The sequence below is a fragment of the Mycobacterium scrofulaceum genome, assembly GCF_001667885.1.
In the GTDB taxonomy this organism is placed as follows: domain Bacteria; phylum Actinomycetota; class Actinomycetes; order Mycobacteriales; family Mycobacteriaceae; genus Mycobacterium; species Mycobacterium scrofulaceum_C.
In genome coordinates this window covers 38,871-53,400 of the sequence record NZ_LZJW01000005.1, presented here as the reverse complement: position 1 = coordinate 53,400, position 14,530 = coordinate 38,871, and the positions used below count along the sequence as shown (strand labels likewise).

Annotated in this window: 15 protein-coding genes and 1 pseudogene; 2 read left to right on the top strand and 14 right to left on the bottom strand. The window is 68.3% G+C overall.

Features of this window, described 5'->3' with window-relative positions:
* Positions 1–53: 53 nt before the first annotated feature.
* Positions 54–197 (top strand): arabinosyltransferase domain-containing protein, encoded by a 144-nt coding sequence (locus tag A5681_RS26220; RefSeq protein WP_419866284.1) that lies wholly within the window; start codon positions 54–56, stop codon positions 195–197.
* On the opposite strand, the pseudogene A5681_RS00775 reads toward A5681_RS26220, so the two are convergent.
* The 9 genes and pseudogenes from A5681_RS00775 to A5681_RS00735 form a co-directional block, all read right to left on the bottom strand.
* A pseudogene (locus tag A5681_RS00775) lies at positions 166–1,761 on the bottom strand (arabinosyltransferase domain-containing protein); the annotation flags it as partial. The gene A5681_RS26220 and the pseudogene A5681_RS00775 overlap by 32 nt on opposite strands.
* Positions 1,758–3,758, bottom strand: a complete 2,001-nt coding sequence (locus A5681_RS00770; protein ID WP_067268687.1) for a galactan 5-O-arabinofuranosyltransferase — start codon at positions 3,756–3,758, stop codon at positions 1,758–1,760. The pseudogene A5681_RS00775 and the gene A5681_RS00770, both read right to left, overlap by 4 nt.
* A gap of 2 nt (positions 3,759–3,760) precedes the next feature.
* Positions 3,761–4,525, bottom strand: a complete 765-nt coding sequence (locus A5681_RS00765) for a decaprenylphospho-beta-D-erythro-pentofuranosid-2-ulose 2-reductase (protein WP_067268686.1) — start codon at positions 4,523–4,525, stop codon at positions 3,761–3,763.
* Positions 4,526–5,926 (bottom strand): FAD-binding oxidoreductase, encoded by a 1,401-nt coding sequence (locus tag A5681_RS00760; protein ID WP_067268685.1) that lies wholly within the window; start codon positions 5,924–5,926, stop codon positions 4,526–4,528.
* Positions 5,927–5,957: 31 nt separating this feature from the next.
* Positions 5,958–6,323, bottom strand: a complete 366-nt coding sequence (locus A5681_RS00755) for a GtrA family protein (RefSeq protein WP_156737786.1) — start codon at positions 6,321–6,323, stop codon at positions 5,958–5,960.
* Positions 6,324–6,439: 116 nt separating this feature from the next.
* Positions 6,440–6,919 (bottom strand): GreA/GreB family elongation factor, encoded by a 480-nt coding sequence (locus A5681_RS00750; protein ID WP_067268691.1) that lies wholly within the window; start codon positions 6,917–6,919, stop codon positions 6,440–6,442.
* A 93-nt stretch (positions 6,920–7,012) separates the two neighbouring features.
* On the bottom strand, positions 7,013–8,152 hold the full coding sequence (locus tag A5681_RS00745; RefSeq protein ID WP_067268683.1) for an SPFH domain-containing protein: 1,140 nt from the start codon (positions 8,150–8,152) through the stop codon (positions 7,013–7,015).
* Positions 8,153–8,210: 58 nt separating this feature from the next.
* Positions 8,211–8,426: a hypothetical protein gene (locus A5681_RS00740; RefSeq protein WP_082968147.1), complete on the bottom strand. Its 216-nt coding sequence runs from the start codon at positions 8,424–8,426 to the stop codon at positions 8,211–8,213.
* Between the two features lie 43 nt (positions 8,427–8,469).
* On the bottom strand, positions 8,470–8,991 hold the full coding sequence (locus A5681_RS00735) for a 6-carboxytetrahydropterin synthase (RefSeq protein ID WP_067268681.1): 522 nt from the start codon (positions 8,989–8,991) through the stop codon (positions 8,470–8,472).
* Positions 8,992–9,069: 78 nt separating this feature from the next.
* Between A5681_RS00735 and A5681_RS00730 the strand changes: the two genes are divergently transcribed.
* The gene (locus tag A5681_RS00730; protein WP_067268679.1) at positions 9,070–9,435 is read left to right on the top strand and encodes a DUF732 domain-containing protein; all 366 of its coding nucleotides are present in this window, start codon (positions 9,070–9,072) and stop codon (positions 9,433–9,435) included.
* A 3-nt stretch (positions 9,436–9,438) separates the two neighbouring features.
* Here the strand turns inward: A5681_RS00730 and A5681_RS00725 are convergent, their stop codons facing one another.
* From A5681_RS00725 to A5681_RS00705, 5 genes are read right to left on the bottom strand one after another with little or no spacing between them, the layout of a single operon-like run.
* Positions 9,439–10,269 carry an ABC transporter permease gene (locus A5681_RS00725; RefSeq protein WP_067268676.1) on the bottom strand — a complete coding sequence of 277 codons (831 nt, stop codon included), beginning with the start codon at positions 10,267–10,269 and terminating at the stop codon, positions 9,439–9,441.
* Positions 10,266–11,180, bottom strand: coding sequence for a glycosyltransferase (locus A5681_RS00720; protein WP_067268674.1), 915 nt, complete (start codon positions 11,178–11,180; stop codon positions 10,266–10,268). The genes A5681_RS00725 and A5681_RS00720 overlap by 4 nt, the downstream gene beginning before the upstream one ends.
* The gene (locus tag A5681_RS00715; protein ID WP_067268672.1) at positions 11,173–12,000 is read right to left on the bottom strand and encodes an ABC transporter ATP-binding protein; all 828 of its coding nucleotides are present in this window, start codon (positions 11,998–12,000) and stop codon (positions 11,173–11,175) included. The genes A5681_RS00720 and A5681_RS00715 overlap by 8 nt, the downstream gene beginning before the upstream one ends.
* A 10-nt stretch (positions 12,001–12,010) precedes the next feature.
* Positions 12,011–12,517, bottom strand: coding sequence for a bacterial proteasome activator family protein (locus A5681_RS00710; protein ID WP_067268667.1), 507 nt, complete (start codon positions 12,515–12,517; stop codon positions 12,011–12,013).
* A 21-nt stretch (positions 12,518–12,538) separates the two neighbouring features.
* Positions 12,539–14,515, bottom strand: a complete 1,977-nt coding sequence (locus tag A5681_RS00705; protein ID WP_067268664.1) for a DUF6541 family protein — start codon at positions 14,513–14,515, stop codon at positions 12,539–12,541.
* Positions 14,516–14,530: the final 15 nt, after the last annotated feature.

Genomic DNA, 14,530 nt, shown 5'->3' with positions numbered 1-14,530 from the left:
TCACAACGAGCCTGAGCTGGTTCGACGAACACATCCGCTACGAGCGGCTGTTCATGGCCAGCCCCGACGGCTCGGTCGCCCGCCGCTTCGCCGTGCTGGCCCTGGTCCTGGCGCTCGCGATCACGGTCGCAATGTCGTTGCGCAAGGGCCGAATTCCGGGCACGGCCGCCGGACCGAGCCGTCGGGGCTGGCCATGAACAGCCGCTCGTAGCGGATGTGTTCGTCGAACCAGCTCAGGCTCGGGCCGACGGCCCGCTTGAGCATGCTGGCCTGGATCTCGCCCGCCAGCGTTTGGTCGCGGAAGATCAGGATCGCGGTGACGGTGACGGCCGCGAACAGGGGAGCCACCAGCGGCAGCGCGCCGAAGCGTTTGGACCTGCGGTGCAGGATGGTCCGCAACGGCCCGATGGCGACCAGCAGGGCACCGATCGACGCGATGCCGGTCGGCCCGGAGAACAGCGTCAGCGCGCCGATGATGCAGGCGACCGCCACCGGCAGCAGCCGGCTGGTGGCCACCGCGCGTTCCACCGAGCACCAGGTGAGCAGGATGCCCAGCGCGATGATCGGCTCGGGGCGCAGCCCGTTGTTGAGCGGCAGCCACACGGCCAGGAACATGCCGGCCGCGGTCCACGCCGCCGCGCGGTTCTGTTTGACGGCGTGCCCCAGGCGGGGCATCACCTCACGGCTGATCACCCACCAGCACGTGAGCGCCATGGCCAGGGTGGGCAACCGCATCCAAATGCTGGCGGTGCTGACGTGGGCCCACACCGCCAGCAGGTCGTAGTACCAGCCGAAGGGCGCCTCCGGCGTGCCGAACCAGCGGTAATAGTTGGCCATGTAGCCCGCATGCTCGGATACCCGGGCCATGGTCAAGATGTAGCCGTCGTCGGAGGTGTTGGCGCCGACGAACTGCCACGACACCAGCACGGCGATGACCAGGGCGTCGAGCCCGCCGATCGACCACCAGCGCGACGGCAGGAATCGGCGGTGCCGGGTGCCGTCCGCGGTGTCGAGCCGGTGCAACGCGGCCAGGGCGGCGGCCGTCAACACGACCCCGAGGATCATCGCCGCCATCTTCAGCTCGGTGGGGCTGCTGCTGTAGCGGGTATCGACGGTCGCCGAGAAGCTCAGCCCCGGCGGCGTCGGCCCGCTCAGGTCGGTGAAGACGCCGACGATCTGGGGCCGGAAGTCATAGCCGCTCTTCTCCCCGCGCAGCGGCGAGCCGGGGTGCTCGGCGTTGGGTCCCTGAGTCAGCCCGACGAATTCGGCGGTGACCTTCTCGGCGTGCGCGGTGAAGGTCAGCCGCTGGCAGGCCGGGCTGAGCACCTGGCTCAGCGGCGCGGTCACCACCGCGACGTTGCGCACCACCACCACCAGGTAGTCGTTGGCGCGCTGGATGAGCAGTCCGCGGTCGACAGCCTTGGGGGCCTGCTTGGGCACGGTGGACAACAGCACCGTCTTGCCGGCGTTCTGCGGTCCGGTCAGCCCGGCCGCGGCCTGGCACGGCACGGTGATGTTCAAGTCGGTGGCCACATAACCGATCAGGGGGGCGTCGACGCTTTCGAAGGTGCCGTTCTGCGGCCAGTTGAGCTGGGCGGTGGTCTGTTTGACCGGCAGCAGGGGGGTGGCGATGGCCAGCAAAGCCCCGAGCAGCCCGGCGACGATAGCAACCCACCGAGCGATCCGGTGGTTCGCTCCCGTGTCGGTCACGGTGGTAGATGCTAGTTCTTCGATGCTCGGCGGCCCGGTGTCGGTGCTCATCGGCGGCCCGGCTCCGGCTTGCGGATGGCCAGCACGAACGGGCCGGCGCTGTGGACGACGAACTGCGGGCTGTCGAAAAGCGCGGCCCGCAGGTCGACGGTGTAGCGACGGACGTTGGGCTGGTTGGGATACACGTCCTCGGCGAGCCGCAGCGTGTAATTGCCGTTGGCGCCGCGGCGCATCAAGAACACCGTGGGCGGCGGCCAGGGACAGCTGTCCAGCGCGTGCAGCAGCTCGTCGGCGGACTTGAGTTTGGACCACTTGTTGATCTGGGCGGCCCGCAGCTCGAACTGTGCCAGCGGGTTGGCGTAGTGCGACGTCAATCCCTGGAATCCCCAGTAGGGATAGAAGGACAGGAAGCTGTAGTCGGCGGTCATGACGACGGTCTGGTCGCGGGGTCGGCCGGTCACGGTCACGATGGCGTGGTCGATGTCGGGGTAGAACTTCTCCGAGCTGGGCGGTCGCCGGTCGCCGCGCTGGCCGTTGCCGTCGGTGTCGGTGTAGGCGACGGTGAGGTCCGGACGCAGCACGTCGGGGATGTCTTGGCTGAACGCGATCGCGGCGGCCAGGCCGACGGCGCCGGCGAGGGGCGGCGTCGCCCTTTCCCAGGCCCGGCCCCGCGCGGACAGCGCGCGCACCGCCTCGACGAAGCCGAACGCCCCGGCGGCGACCAGCAGCACGGTCAGGGTGGGTTGCAGCCGGAACGACAGCAGCGTGGTGCGCGCCAGCGTGGTCAGCATCGACAGCAGCGACCACAGGTAGATGGCCAGCACGCCGATGGCCAGGGCGCCGGCCCGCACCGACGACCGGGCCCGCACCACCAGCCACAGCGCGCCCAGCAGACAGACCGCGCCCAGCAGGGAGAACTGCAGCATCGGGAAGGTCAGCACGGCGCCGTCGGCCGGCAGGTAGTGCGCGGCGCTGCCGGAGTTGCTGATCGGGCTGCGGACCGCCCGCAACAGGAACGGCAGCCAGGTGGTGCAGCCGATGGCGGCGGCGATGACGGCGATGATTGCCAGCCGCCGCAGCGGGTCGAGCGCCGCCCGGAACCCTCCGTGCCGCCAGCGTGACCCGGCCAGGGCGAGGCCCATCACCGCGAACGTGAAGGCGCTGAAACCGAACAGCAGCGTGTACCAGGTGGCGGTGAACCCGAGGAAGAGCCCGGCGGCGATGACGGCGGCCCAGCCGCTTGCGTGCGGTCGCGGCTCCTCTTCGCCTGCGAGTGTGAAGCTAGTTTCACGCTCGGCCTCGAGTGTGCTGTTAACTTCACGCTCGTCGTCGGCTGTTCGGCCAGCCGGCGCCTCCTCGCCGCGGGCGCCGCCGCGCAGGCCCGACCACGTCAACACCAACACCGGCGGCAGCAGCACGGTGATCATCGCCGCGTACGGCTCGGGCGAGCCGTAGGCGAGCGTCGCCGCCGCCGTCGCGGTCGTGACGATCAGCGCGTACTCGAACCGGACCATCCGCCACCACAGCACCAGCGCGACGGCGACCGCGATGGTGATCGAGGTGACCGCCCACGGCTTGTAGATCTCCCACGCCGGCGTCCCGCTCAGCGCCGCGGCCCGCCCGCCGATCCAGAACCAACCGGGCGGGTAGAACGGCGGCAGCCCGAGGTACGTCATGTCGCGCAGGGCGGGACTGTCGGCGAGCCGGGTCAGGTACTCCGTGCGGAACTGCTGGTCGACGGAGATGCCGAACAGGTACAGCTTGGTCGCCCCCAGCGGCATGCCCAGCGTCACGACGGTGAACGCGGACACGAACACCAGCCCGCCCAGCCGAGCCGGCCACCGCCAACGTCGCGACGCCCAGCCGACGGTGACCAGGCCGGCCAGGCAGCCGACCTGGCCCACGGTGGTCAGGGCGTGCAGCTGATTCGACGACGGAAAGGCCGGCCACTGAACGCGAGAAATGGCGACCAGCGAGACCACCGCGACGACGACGGCTACCGCGGCCGCCACAGCCATCTGGCCGAGGGTGGCCAGCGCGTTACGCATGATCAGATTGGCAGCTTGCGGAAGACGCTCCGCGGGATGTGTCGCAACACCATCATCACGTAACGGAATGCTGCTGGCGCCCAAACCAATTCCTTACCTTTTGCGGCCGCGGTCACCGCGAGGTTGGCGACATACTCCTTGTCCACCGTCAGTGGGGCTTCCTTGACGTGCGCGCTCATCCGCGTGCGGACCTGACCCGGACGGATCACCAGCACGCGAACCCCGTACTCGCGCAGGGCTTCTCCGAGTCCAAGGTAAAACCCGTCCAGTCCCGCCTTGGTGGAGCCGTAGACGAAGTTGGATCGCCGCACCCGTTCCCCGGCGGCCGAGCTCATCGCGATGATCTGGCCGAAGCCCTGGGCGCGCATCTTCTCGCCCAGCAACACGCCCACCGAAACCGCTGCGGTGTAATTGATTTCGGCGGCCAGGACCGCTTTGCGCTGGTCCTGCCACAGCTCCTCGGCGTCCCCGAGGATGCCGAACGCGACGATGGCGACGTCGACGTCACCGTGGGCGAAGGCCGCCTCGATCGTCTTGGGATGGCTGTCGGCGTCGGTGGCCTCGAAGTCGATCAGCTCCACCGACCGCGCACCAGCCGCCTGCATCTGGGCGGCGGCGGCGTCGCGGCCCGGGTCGTCGGGCATGGCGGCCAACACGATACGGGCGTGTGCGTTCTGCAGATAGCGCTCGCAGATGGCCAGCCCGATCTCGGAGGTACCGCCGAGCAACAGGATGGTTTGCGGATTTCCCACGGCGTCCAGCACCATTTACAACAGCTCCAAACGTCGGGCCATGTCGGAGGCGAACACCCCGGCGGGATCCACCTTGCGGCGCACCGCGATCCACTCGTCGATGCGCGGGTACATGGCGTGGAAGGTCTCGGCGCTCGCGCGGGAATCCTTGGCGGTGTACACCCGGCCGCCGAATTCCAGCACGCGCCGGTCGAGCTCGTTGAGGAACTCGTTGATTCCCGGCTTGTTGGGGAAGTCCATCGCGACGTTCCACCCGGCCATCGGGAAACTCAGCGGCGCGCGGTTGCCCGGGCCGAAGAGTTTGAACACGTTCAGCGCCGAGTAATGTCCGCGGGTCTGGATCCAGCGGATGATGGCCTTGAACTCGTCCATCGCGTCCGGCGGGACCAGGAACTGGTGCTGCGCGAAACCCATTGGGCCGTAAGCATTGTTCCAGCCGCTGACCAGGTCGAGCATGTGGTAGAACTGCGACAGGTTCATGATCTTGCCGGTATAGGTTCCGCCCAACCGGTAGTACACCTCGCCGATGGCCATGAACGACAGCTTGTTCATCGCGCTGACCGGAAATATGTTCGGCACCGTCAACAGCTGGGGCGCATCAAATTTCAGCGGATTCTTGGCCAGCTTCTTCGGCAGCTGGTCCAGCTTGGCCAGGCTGCCGCGGCTGACCGCGGCCCGGCCGAGTTTGGGCGGCGGGCTGATCAAGTCGAACCAGGCGCTGGAATAGGTGTAGTTGGCCTCGCTGCCGTCGAGGTGAACGGCGACCGTCTCGTCGAGGTCCCTGGTGGCGACGCCGTCGGCGATGAAGTACGCCGTTTCCGTCGGCGTCATCTCGATGGTCGCGCGCAGCACGATCCCGGTCAGGCCGTTGCCGCCGACGGTGACCCAGAACAGTTCGGCGTCTGAAGCGTCCGGCGCGTCGGGGGTGAGGGTGCGGATGGTGCCGTCGGCCATCAGCAGGTCCATCGAGCGCACGTGGTTGCCGAAGCTGCCCGCGCTGTGATGGTTCTTGCCGTGGATGTCGCAGGCGATCGCGCCGCCGACGGTGACCTGGCGCGTGCCCGGCAGCACCGGCACCCACAGCCCGAACGGCAGTGCCGCCTTCATCAGCTGGTCCAGGCTGACGCCGGCGTCGACGTCGACCAGCCGGGTGTCGGCGCTGATCGAGTGGATGCGGTTGAGCGCGGTCATGTCGATCACCAGGCCGCCGCCGTTTTGGGCGTTGTCGCCGTAGGACCGGCCCAGGCCGCGCGCGATCACGCCACGCCCGTTCGGGCCGCCGGACTCCGCCACCCGGGCGACCGCTTTGGCGATCACCTCGGGATCGCGGGTCGAAAGCACCTCGGCCACCGACGGCGCGGTGCGGCCAAAGCCCGTGAGCCGGGTGGTGGTGGTCGGAACGTCGGTGCTCAACATCGTCAAAGAGGGTACCGCTTGCGCAAGTGGCTCAGCGGATGCGGAAGATAACGGCTCGCTGCACGATGAAGTTGATGACCGTCGCGGTGCCCTGCGCGATCACGAACGCGACGGGGATCGCCCACCCGCGGTAGTGCAAAAGCGCCAGGCACAGGTGGTTGAGCCCGACCTGCACGGCGAAGGTGACGCCGTAGAGGACCATGACCGCGACGAATCGGGCGGTGCTGGGCGCCGCCTGGAACGTCCACCGGCGGTTGATCAGGTAGGCGGTGATGGTGCCGACGACGAAGCTGGTGGCCTTGGCGAGGTCGACCTGCACGCCGACCGCCTTGTACAGGGCCAGGTACAGGCCGAAGTCCACGATCCCCGCCAGGCCGCCGGTGACGACGAAACGCATCACCTGTGTCGTCAGGCTCAACTGCGGGCTGGGCGGCGCGGCATCGGGCAGCGGGGCAACCATTGGGGGGAGTCTAACGGGGCCGGCGGGCCGCGCCCGCGACGCTACGGGACGCTTTAGCGGGGCAGCTTGACCGCTATCAGCTCGACCTGATCCTCGCCCTGCGGCGTGGAGTAGGTCACCGTGTCGCCCGCCTTGTGTCCGGCCAACGCCTGGGCCAGGGGGCTGCGCGCGGTCAGAGTCTCGCCTTCCCGGCCCACCGGCGTCTCCTCCACGATGGAGATCACGTGCATGGTGACCACTTCACCGTCGGAGAACCGCAGCGTCACCTCGGTGCCGCCGGGCAGCGTCTCGGACGCGTCGTCCTCCGACGGCCCGGTGCGCAGCCTGCGGTCCAGCTCGTTGATCCGGTCGCTGAGCCCCACCAGCTCCTCGGCGCGCTGGATCGCCTCGGCGGCGTCGCCGTGATCGCCCACCATGCCGCGGTCGTTGCGCACCTCGACCTCGAGGCGGTCCCGCCGCTGCCGCAGCCGCTCCAGCTCCGCGGCCAAGTTCTCCCGCGCCGCGTCCGCAGCTGATTGCGCCTTCTTGCTCAAGTCGGACCTTTCGCCCAGTTTGCTCACGTGGCGTTCCAGTGTCGCACCACGACGGGGCGCCCGCCACTATATTGAACAAGCGGCAAGTTTTACTTAGTGGCTGGTCGAGCCGGATTCCGAGTTGGTGGTGAGCGGCGGCGCGGCGGTCTCGTCGTCGTAGTAGTCGACGGTCCCCCGCAGCGCGTCGAAGATCGCCCTGCCCTGGGCGACCAGTCCGCTGGCCACCTCGGTGAGTCCCTCGGCGCCGTTCAGCACGGTCACGTTGGCGTTGGCCAGTCCCCGGGCCGCCTTCTCCACGATCTCGGGCAGCTGATCGATCAGCGCCTTGTCCAGGGCGACCCGGTTGTGCGAGGCCGCCGCCTCCGCCTGAATCTTCATCTTCTCCGCGTCGGCCACCGCCAGGATCCGCACGCGTTCGGCCTCCGCCTCGGCGGGCTTGACCACCTCGGCGACGAGCTCCTGCTGGCGCAGCTCGGCGGCGCGCTGGGCCAGCTCGGTGCGCATCTGCAGCACCTCGCGCTGGGCCTCGGCCTCGGCCAACGGGCCCGCCTGGGCCGCCTCCGCCTGCGCCTTGTCGACCTCGGCCTTGTATTGCGCCTTGACGATCGCGGTCTCGCGGGCGAACTCCGCCTGCTTGCGCTGCGACTCCTGCTCGGCTTCGGCGGCCGCCTGATTGGCCTGTGCCTGGGCGATCTGGGCTTGCTGCTGGATGGCCGCGTTGTGCGGCGCCGACATCGCGTTGATGTAGCCGAGCCCGTCGTCGTCGATGGACTGGATCTGCAGCGCGTCGACCGTCAGACCGATCCGGGCCATCTCCTCCTTGGAGCCGTCGAGGACCTCGGTCGCCAGCTTCTGGCGCTCCCGGATGATCTGCTCGACGGTCATCGACCCGATGATCGACCGCAGGTGGCCGGCGAAGATGCGCCCGGTCAGCACGGACATCTGATCCTGTTCGGACAGGAACCGCTGCGCCGCGCTGATGATGCTTTCGGTGTCGTTGCCGACCTTGAAGGCGATCACCGCACGGACGTTGAGCGTGATGCCCTGCTGCGTCACGCATTTCTCGGCGACCTCGGCCTCACACATCGCCAGCGTGAGAAAGCGCGCCTTGCGGAAGAACGGCATGATGAACGCGCCGTGGCCGGTCACGACGCGGAACGGGGCGTTGCTCTTGCTTCGGCCGCCCGAGACCAGCATCGCCTCGTCGGGGGCGGGCACCTTGTAACCGAGCATGGGAACTCCTTTCGGGTTTCGCTGTTGTATCCCGGGCGATCCGGGTCGTCACTTCAGATCAGGCGAGGCCGTGCCAGGGTTCGACGACCACCGTCCGGGCCCCCCTGACATCCACCACCAGCACCTGAGCGCCCTTGGGCAGCGGATCGTCGGACCACGCCAGGAAGGCCTCCTTGGCGCCCCGCACGGTCACCAGCACCTCGCCGGCGCCGCGGTCGCCGCGGGTCGCCACGGTCAACGTCCCAACGCAGCCGATTGCCGAGGCGTCGCTCACGAACGCATCGTCTCGCATCGGCATTGCGAACGTCGTGTTTCGTCTAAACGGGTCCCGCCGTGAGGGTGACGACGTTGTTGCGGCTCTCCCGCGCCTTGATCCGGGACACCCAGACGCGCCCACCGGTCGCCCGCGCCACGATGCTTTCCACCGTCTCGAACGTCCAGGCGGCCGTGCCGGCCATCCCGGTGTCGTCCATGATCCGCAGGTCGATGACGCCACGCTCGGCGAGCAACTCGAACAGGTCGCGTTGCGGATCATCGACGGCGATCAGCGTGGTGTGGTCGAACTGACCCCGCAGCGCGGCCTTGACCTCGTCCAGAGTGCCCTCGTCGATCACCGCGTCGGTGCCGGCTTCGGTTTCGGCGCAGGCGAACTCGATGTCGAAGGCCCGCTCGTAGCCGTGCAGGAAGAAGCGCTTGCCTTGGTTGGCCCACGAGCGGTGGCAGCAGGGCAGGTTGTCGAACAGCCTGCGCAGGTGGAACCTGGCGGTGCGGCCCAGCGGCGCGTCCGCGCGGTGGATCGTCGCCACCCGCGATCCATCGGCGAAAACGGTGTTATGCATGGCGTTCAGCGTCCGGCGCCGCCCTTGCGGGATTCTCAACGAATTCTTGGAGGGTGACCGCGGCCTATCGTGGTGGATATGAACGTCGGTGCCGGAACGAGGTCGACGATCGCCGCGGCCACGCTGGCCGTCGTCGCGCTGGTGGCCGCGGCCCCGGCGGCCGCCGACCCGTCCGACGACGCCTTCCTGGGCGCCCTGGCGGACAACGGAATCGTCATGAACGACCCCGACACTGCGATCTCGATGGCCCGCTCGGTCTGCGCCGGGCTGGACAACAACCAGGCGCCGGGCCTGCTCGCGATGAAGGCGATGAAGGGCACCACTTTGACGCCCAAACAGGCCGGATTCTTCGTCGGCCTTTCCGTGTCCGCCTACTGCCCGCAATACAAGGGGCAGATCGGCGATTCGCTGGACTGGCTGAACATGCCACCCCCGCTCATGTGAGCGCTAGACCCAGTACGGGACCCGGGCGCGGTATTGCCGCATCGCGAACGCCGCGAGCAACCAGCCGACGGCGGTCAGCGCCGCCACCACGGCCCAGTGCCGCAGCTCCTGGTGGGCGCCCAGCAGCGGGGCGCGGACGATGTCGAGATAGTGCAGCAGCGGGTTGAGTTCGACGATGCGCGACCAACGTCCGGCGCCCTGCTGCCGCAACGTGTCGTCGTTCCAGATGATCGGCGTCATGAAGAACAGCAACTGCACGACCGAGAACAGCAGCGGACCGATGTCCCGGTAGCGGGTGGCCAGGATGCCGAAACACAGTGACACCCAAATGCAATTGAGCACGATCAGCCCCAGCGCCGGGATGACGGACAGATCCGCCCACGACCACGGCTTGGGATAGATGATCGCGATCACGGCGTAGATGACGATGTTGTGCGCGAACAAGATCATCTGCCGCCACACCAGCCGGTAGACGTGGACGGACAGCGGGGTGGGGAGTTGCTTGATCAGTCCCTCGTTGGCGACGAAGACGTCGGCGCCCTCCAGGATGGCCGCGTTGATCAGGTTCCAGACGATCAGGCCCAGCGTGACGTAGGGCAGGTGCACGGCGAGCTCGAGGTGAAACAGCTTGGAGTACAGGCCGCCCATCGCGACGGCGGTGGTGCCGGTCGCGATGGTGATCCAGAACGGGCCAAGCACCGAGCGGCGGTAGCGCTGTTTGATGTCCTGCCAGCCCAGGTGCAGCCACAGCTCGTGCCTGCGGAAGCCGGCGATCAGGTCGCCGCGGGCGCGGGTGAAGGTCCGCGACTGTGCGGCCGCGTCCAGAAACGTCATCGCGATCCTCCAGGTTTACCGAACTGTTCGCGACGGCCCAAGCGCCGCAAGCGAATCCACTCGGCCAGGCCCTTCGGATCGCGGCGGGTCACCACGAAGTACCAACCGAACCGAACCCACTCCTGAAGCTGCAGCTTGCGCAGGCCGGGCTGCGACAGCAGGTAGCCGCGGTTGCGGTAGGTGTAGAACCGCTTGGTGGGGTCGTCGGGGTATTGGGTGTGCATGCGGCCGCCCAGGATCGGCCGGAATTCCGCCGAGCCGCAGGGGTGCAGGTAGACCGCGTCCAGGCACGTGCCGAACGGCAGGCCCGACCGCACCAGCCGCCGATGCATCTCGACTTCGTCGCCGCGGATGAACAGGCGCAGGTCGGGGACGCCGATCGCCTCGAGCGTGGAGGCCCGGAACAACGCGCCGTTGAACAGCGACGCGATCCCGGGCAGCAGGTCCTGCCCGGCCTCGGTGCGCAATTCGCTTGCCCGCCTGCGCCATACCAATCCGCGGCGCAGCGGAAAGGCCAGCCGCTCCGGCTCGTCGGAGTTGCACACCATGGGCGACACCTCGGCCAGGGCGTGCTTTTCGGCGCACGCCAGCAGGGTGGCCAGCACGTGCGAGTCCTGTGGTCGCCCGTCGTCGTCGGCCAGCCACACCCAGTCGGCTCCCTGCGCCAGCGCGTGCAGCATGCCCAACGCGAAACCGCCTGCGCCGCCGAGGTTTCGGCGAGAGGGCAGGTAGGTGGTCGGGATCGGCTGGCCGGCCACCAGGCCGCGGACCCGGCCGTCGCCGCACCCGTCGTTGTCGACGACGATGAGATGGTCGGGTAGCCGGGTCTGGCTGCTCAGGGTGCCCAGCGATTTGGCCAGCTCGTCGGGGCGCCGGTGGGTGACGACGACGGCGACGATGGAGTCACTCATCCCCGGATGCTCTTTGTGCCAGCGGATTGTCTGCGGCCGTCTCGGCGAGCACCTCGCGCACGTGCCGGGCCGCGTCCTCGCCCTCGTACGCGCGCACCACGTCTTCGATGCCGCCGGACATCCGGATCACGCCGTGGTCGATCCACATCGCCGTCTTGCACAGCCGGGCGAGGAATTCGTTGGAGTGGCTGGCGAACACCAGGATTCCGGACCGCTCCACCAGGCTCTGCAGCCTGGACTGGGCCTTCTTCATGAAGTCGGCGTCGACCGCGCCCAAACCCTCGTCGAGCAACAGGATTTCGGGGTCGATGCTGGTGACCACCCCCATGGCCAGCCGCACGCGCATCCCGGTGGAATACGTGCGCAGCGGCATCGACAGGTAGTCACCCAGTTCGGTGAACTCGGCGATCTCGTCCACCTTGGCCATCATCTGCTTGCGGGTCTGCCCCAGGAACAGGCCGCGGATGATGATGTTCTCGTAGCCGGAGATCTCGGGATCCATGCCGACGCCCAGATCGAAGATGGGCGCGACCCGGCCGGTGACCTTCGCCCAGCCGCGGGTGGGCTCGTAGATGCCCGAAAGTAGCCGCAGCAGAGTCGATTTGCCCGCGCCGTTGTGGCCGACCAGGCCGACGCGGTCGCCCAGCTCCAGCGACATGGTGATGTCGCGCAGCGCCTCGACGACGACGACGTTGGAACTGTTGCGGCCGATGGTGCCGCCCGCCTTGCCCAGGAAGGCTTTCTTCAGGGAGCGCGACTTCGCGTCGAAAATGGGGAATTCCACCCACGCGTTGTGCGTCTCGATGTGAGGACCCGCCACCGTGCTTCGCTTAGAGGTACTGACCGTGTCCGGACGCGCCCGGCTTGCCGACGCCCGGGGGCAGCGCGCCCTGGCGCATGTTCTCCAGCTGCGCGCGGGCGGCCATCTGCTGGGCGAACAGCGCGGTCTGGATGCCGTGGAACAGCCCCTCCAGCCAGCCGACCAACTGGGCCTGGGCGATTCGCAATTCGGCGTCGGACGGCGCCGTGTCCTCGTTGAACGGCAGGGTGAGGCGGTCGAGCTCCTCGCGCAGTTCCGGCGCCAGGCCCTCTTCCAGTTCGCGAATGCTTGTCGCGTGGATTTCGCGCAGCCGGTTGCGGCTGGCCTCGTCGAGCGGTGCGGCGCGCACCTCCTCGAGCAGTTGCTTGATCATCGTCCCGATGCGCATCACCTTGGCGGGCTGCTCAACCAGATCGGTCAGGGAGCGCTCGTCGGAGTCGTCCTCCGCCACCGCCGTGATCCGCGGGTCGACGCCGCCGATGATCTCGATGCCATCGTCGTCGTTGCGGGTACTCAATCCTTCACCATCCTTTGCGGACTAAGAGTGCGGCGCCGCGCCGATTCCGCGCCATTCGTAGATTCGGGCTCCACCGTTGTCGTAGATCAGCGCCCACGACTTCGATTTATCCAGTGAGACTAGTCCGTCGGGTACGGCGAAGCCCCGGACCGTCGGCGTGCTGGTGTAGATGTACCTGATATTGAGCGCTTTAATCGCCTCGACCACCCGCGGATCGGCGTCGCCCTTGCGGGCGCCGGCCCAGAAGATGTATCGGTTGGGCCCCGGGCCCATCTGCTGCGGGTAGTCGTAGTGGGTCCACAGCGGGTGCAGGTCGGCGACGGCGTACATCCACGCCGTGCCGTCGGTGTTGGCGTTGCCGATCACGGTGGTGTGCGCCCCGGGCAGCGTGGCGAGGTACGCCATGGCCATCAGGTCGCGTTGGTCGATTATCACCGAGTCGTACTTGTCGCCGAACAGGACCAAGTGCCGGTAGAAGTAGTGGCGCGCGGTGAACACCGTCGTGGCCAGCAGCAGGACCGCGGTGGCCGCGGTCCAGGCGGGCGCCGGGGCTGGTTTGAATCGGCGGTCGGCGACCCGCTTGGCCGCCGCAACCGCCGCCGTCACTACCAGGAATAGGGCGACCCCCGCCATCGGCATCAGCAGCAGGGTGATCGCGGCCGAAATCCGGCGCGGGTCCTTATAGAAGAACTCGCCGAAGGCGCCGGCCAGGGCGCCGAGTGGGCCGCCGAGCGGGGTGCCCGCGTCGAGATCGACGAGCACGAGCAACAGCCAGATCGCAAGCGGCCACCAGATCTTCTTGTAGGCGAAGAAACCGCCGCCGAAGATCGCCAGCGCCATGAGCCCGTACTGGTAGGGGAAGTCGTTGAGATGACGCGAGTGCTGGAAGACGGCGTCCCACAGTCCGCGCTTCTTGCTGAGGTGAGTCAGGAAGGAGTGCCCGGCGATGATGTCTTCCTGTTGGCGGACGCTGATGAACTGCGGCAGCAGGATCAGTCCGGTCGCCACCGTCACTCCCGCGAGGGTCACCACGTCGGGAATCCGGCCGCGCACCGGATGCCACAACACGTCGAGCAACCACCAGGCGACCAGGAACAGGACGACGATGAACCCGCCGGTCAGGTGGACCGACATCACCCCGACGAACGCCAGCACCGCCAGCGGGATGCGATCGCGGTGGCGCAGCGTCGAGGCGATCAGCACGAACGTCGGGACCGCGACCCCGTAGGCCGCGAGGTTGGGCATCGCGGCGACACCGAACTCGACGTAGGGCAGGGCGGTGAACGACACCGACAGCGCGGCGGCGGTGGCGGCCGCGCCGGCGGTGCGCCATTCCCCCCACAGGGGGCGCAGCAGCCGCCAGGTCAGCATCGCCGCGCTGGTCGGAAAGAGCCAGACCGAGGCGGCCACCGAACTCAGCGTGTAGCCGGTGGTCGGGGCGGCGCCGGTCAGTTGGCAGAACACCGCGGCCAGGGCGTGGAACACCGACGGGTAGTACAGCGTCTGATGTGTTTCGACGTTGCGCAGCTCACCCATGTGGGTGGATGACGCCTGCCCGGTGTCGAGGATGAACCGGATCTCGTTGGCGTGCCAGACGGCGTCCCAGGTGCTGGGGATGGTCTGCCAGTGCGCGGCCAGGCCGCGATAGGCCGCCCACATGATCAGCAGCGCCCCCAGCAGCACCCCGGCCGCCACCATGAGCGCCGGCCAGCGGCCGATCCCGCGGGCCTCGGCCTCGGTGTCGCGGTAGCGGCCGAGGAGCAGCTGCAGGACGACCATCACCAGGCACACGGCGACCAGCGTGGCCAGCGCGGTCCAACCGTTCCAAGGGATTCCGACGGCGCCGAACGGGATGATCGCCAACGCGACCGCGCCGTAGGTCAGCGCCGGGCCCACCGCGATCGCGATGGGCCAACTCAGCTGACTGATTCGGGCGATGATCGATCCGGGGGCTATCAGCAAGAACAATGCGATCAGCGTTCCGAACCAGAGGCCCACTCGACTAGTATGGCT

Bases quoted from the DNA above. Each gene is read 5' to 3' on its own strand.
- A5681_RS00745 (WP_067268683.1), bottom strand. From the start codon at position 8,152: ATGCTCGGTTACAAGGTGCCCGCCCCCGACGAGGCGATGCTGGTCTCG.
- A5681_RS00730 (WP_067268679.1), top strand. From the start codon at position 9,070: ATGAACGTCGGTGCCGGAACGAGGTCGACGATCGCCGCGGCCACGCTG.
- A5681_RS00770 (WP_067268687.1), bottom strand. From the start codon at position 3,758: ATGCGTAACGCGCTGGCCACCCTCGGCCAGATGGCTGTGGCGGCCGCG.
- A5681_RS00720 (WP_067268674.1), bottom strand. From the start codon at position 11,180: ATGAGTGACTCCATCGTCGCCGTCGTCGTCACCCACCGGCGCCCCGAC.
- A5681_RS00755 (WP_156737786.1), bottom strand. From the start codon at position 6,323: ATGCGTTTCGTCGTCACCGGCGGCCTGGCGGGGATCGTGGACTTCGGC.
- A5681_RS00765 (WP_067268686.1), bottom strand. From the start codon at position 4,525: ATGGTGCTGGACGCCGTGGGAAATCCGCAAACCATCCTGTTGCTCGGC.
- A5681_RS00760 (WP_067268685.1), bottom strand. From the start codon at position 5,926: ATGTTGAGCACCGACGTTCCGACCACCACCACCCGGCTCACGGGCTTT.
- A5681_RS00725 (WP_067268676.1), bottom strand. From the start codon at position 10,269: ATGACGTTTCTGGACGCGGCCGCACAGTCGCGGACCTTCACCCGCGCC.
- A5681_RS26220 (WP_419866284.1), top strand. From the start codon at position 54: ATGGCCAGCCCCGACGGCTCGGTCGCCCGCCGCTTCGCCGTGCTGGCC.
- A5681_RS00735 (WP_067268681.1), bottom strand. From the start codon at position 8,991: ATGCATAACACCGTTTTCGCCGATGGATCGCGGGTGGCGACGATCCAC.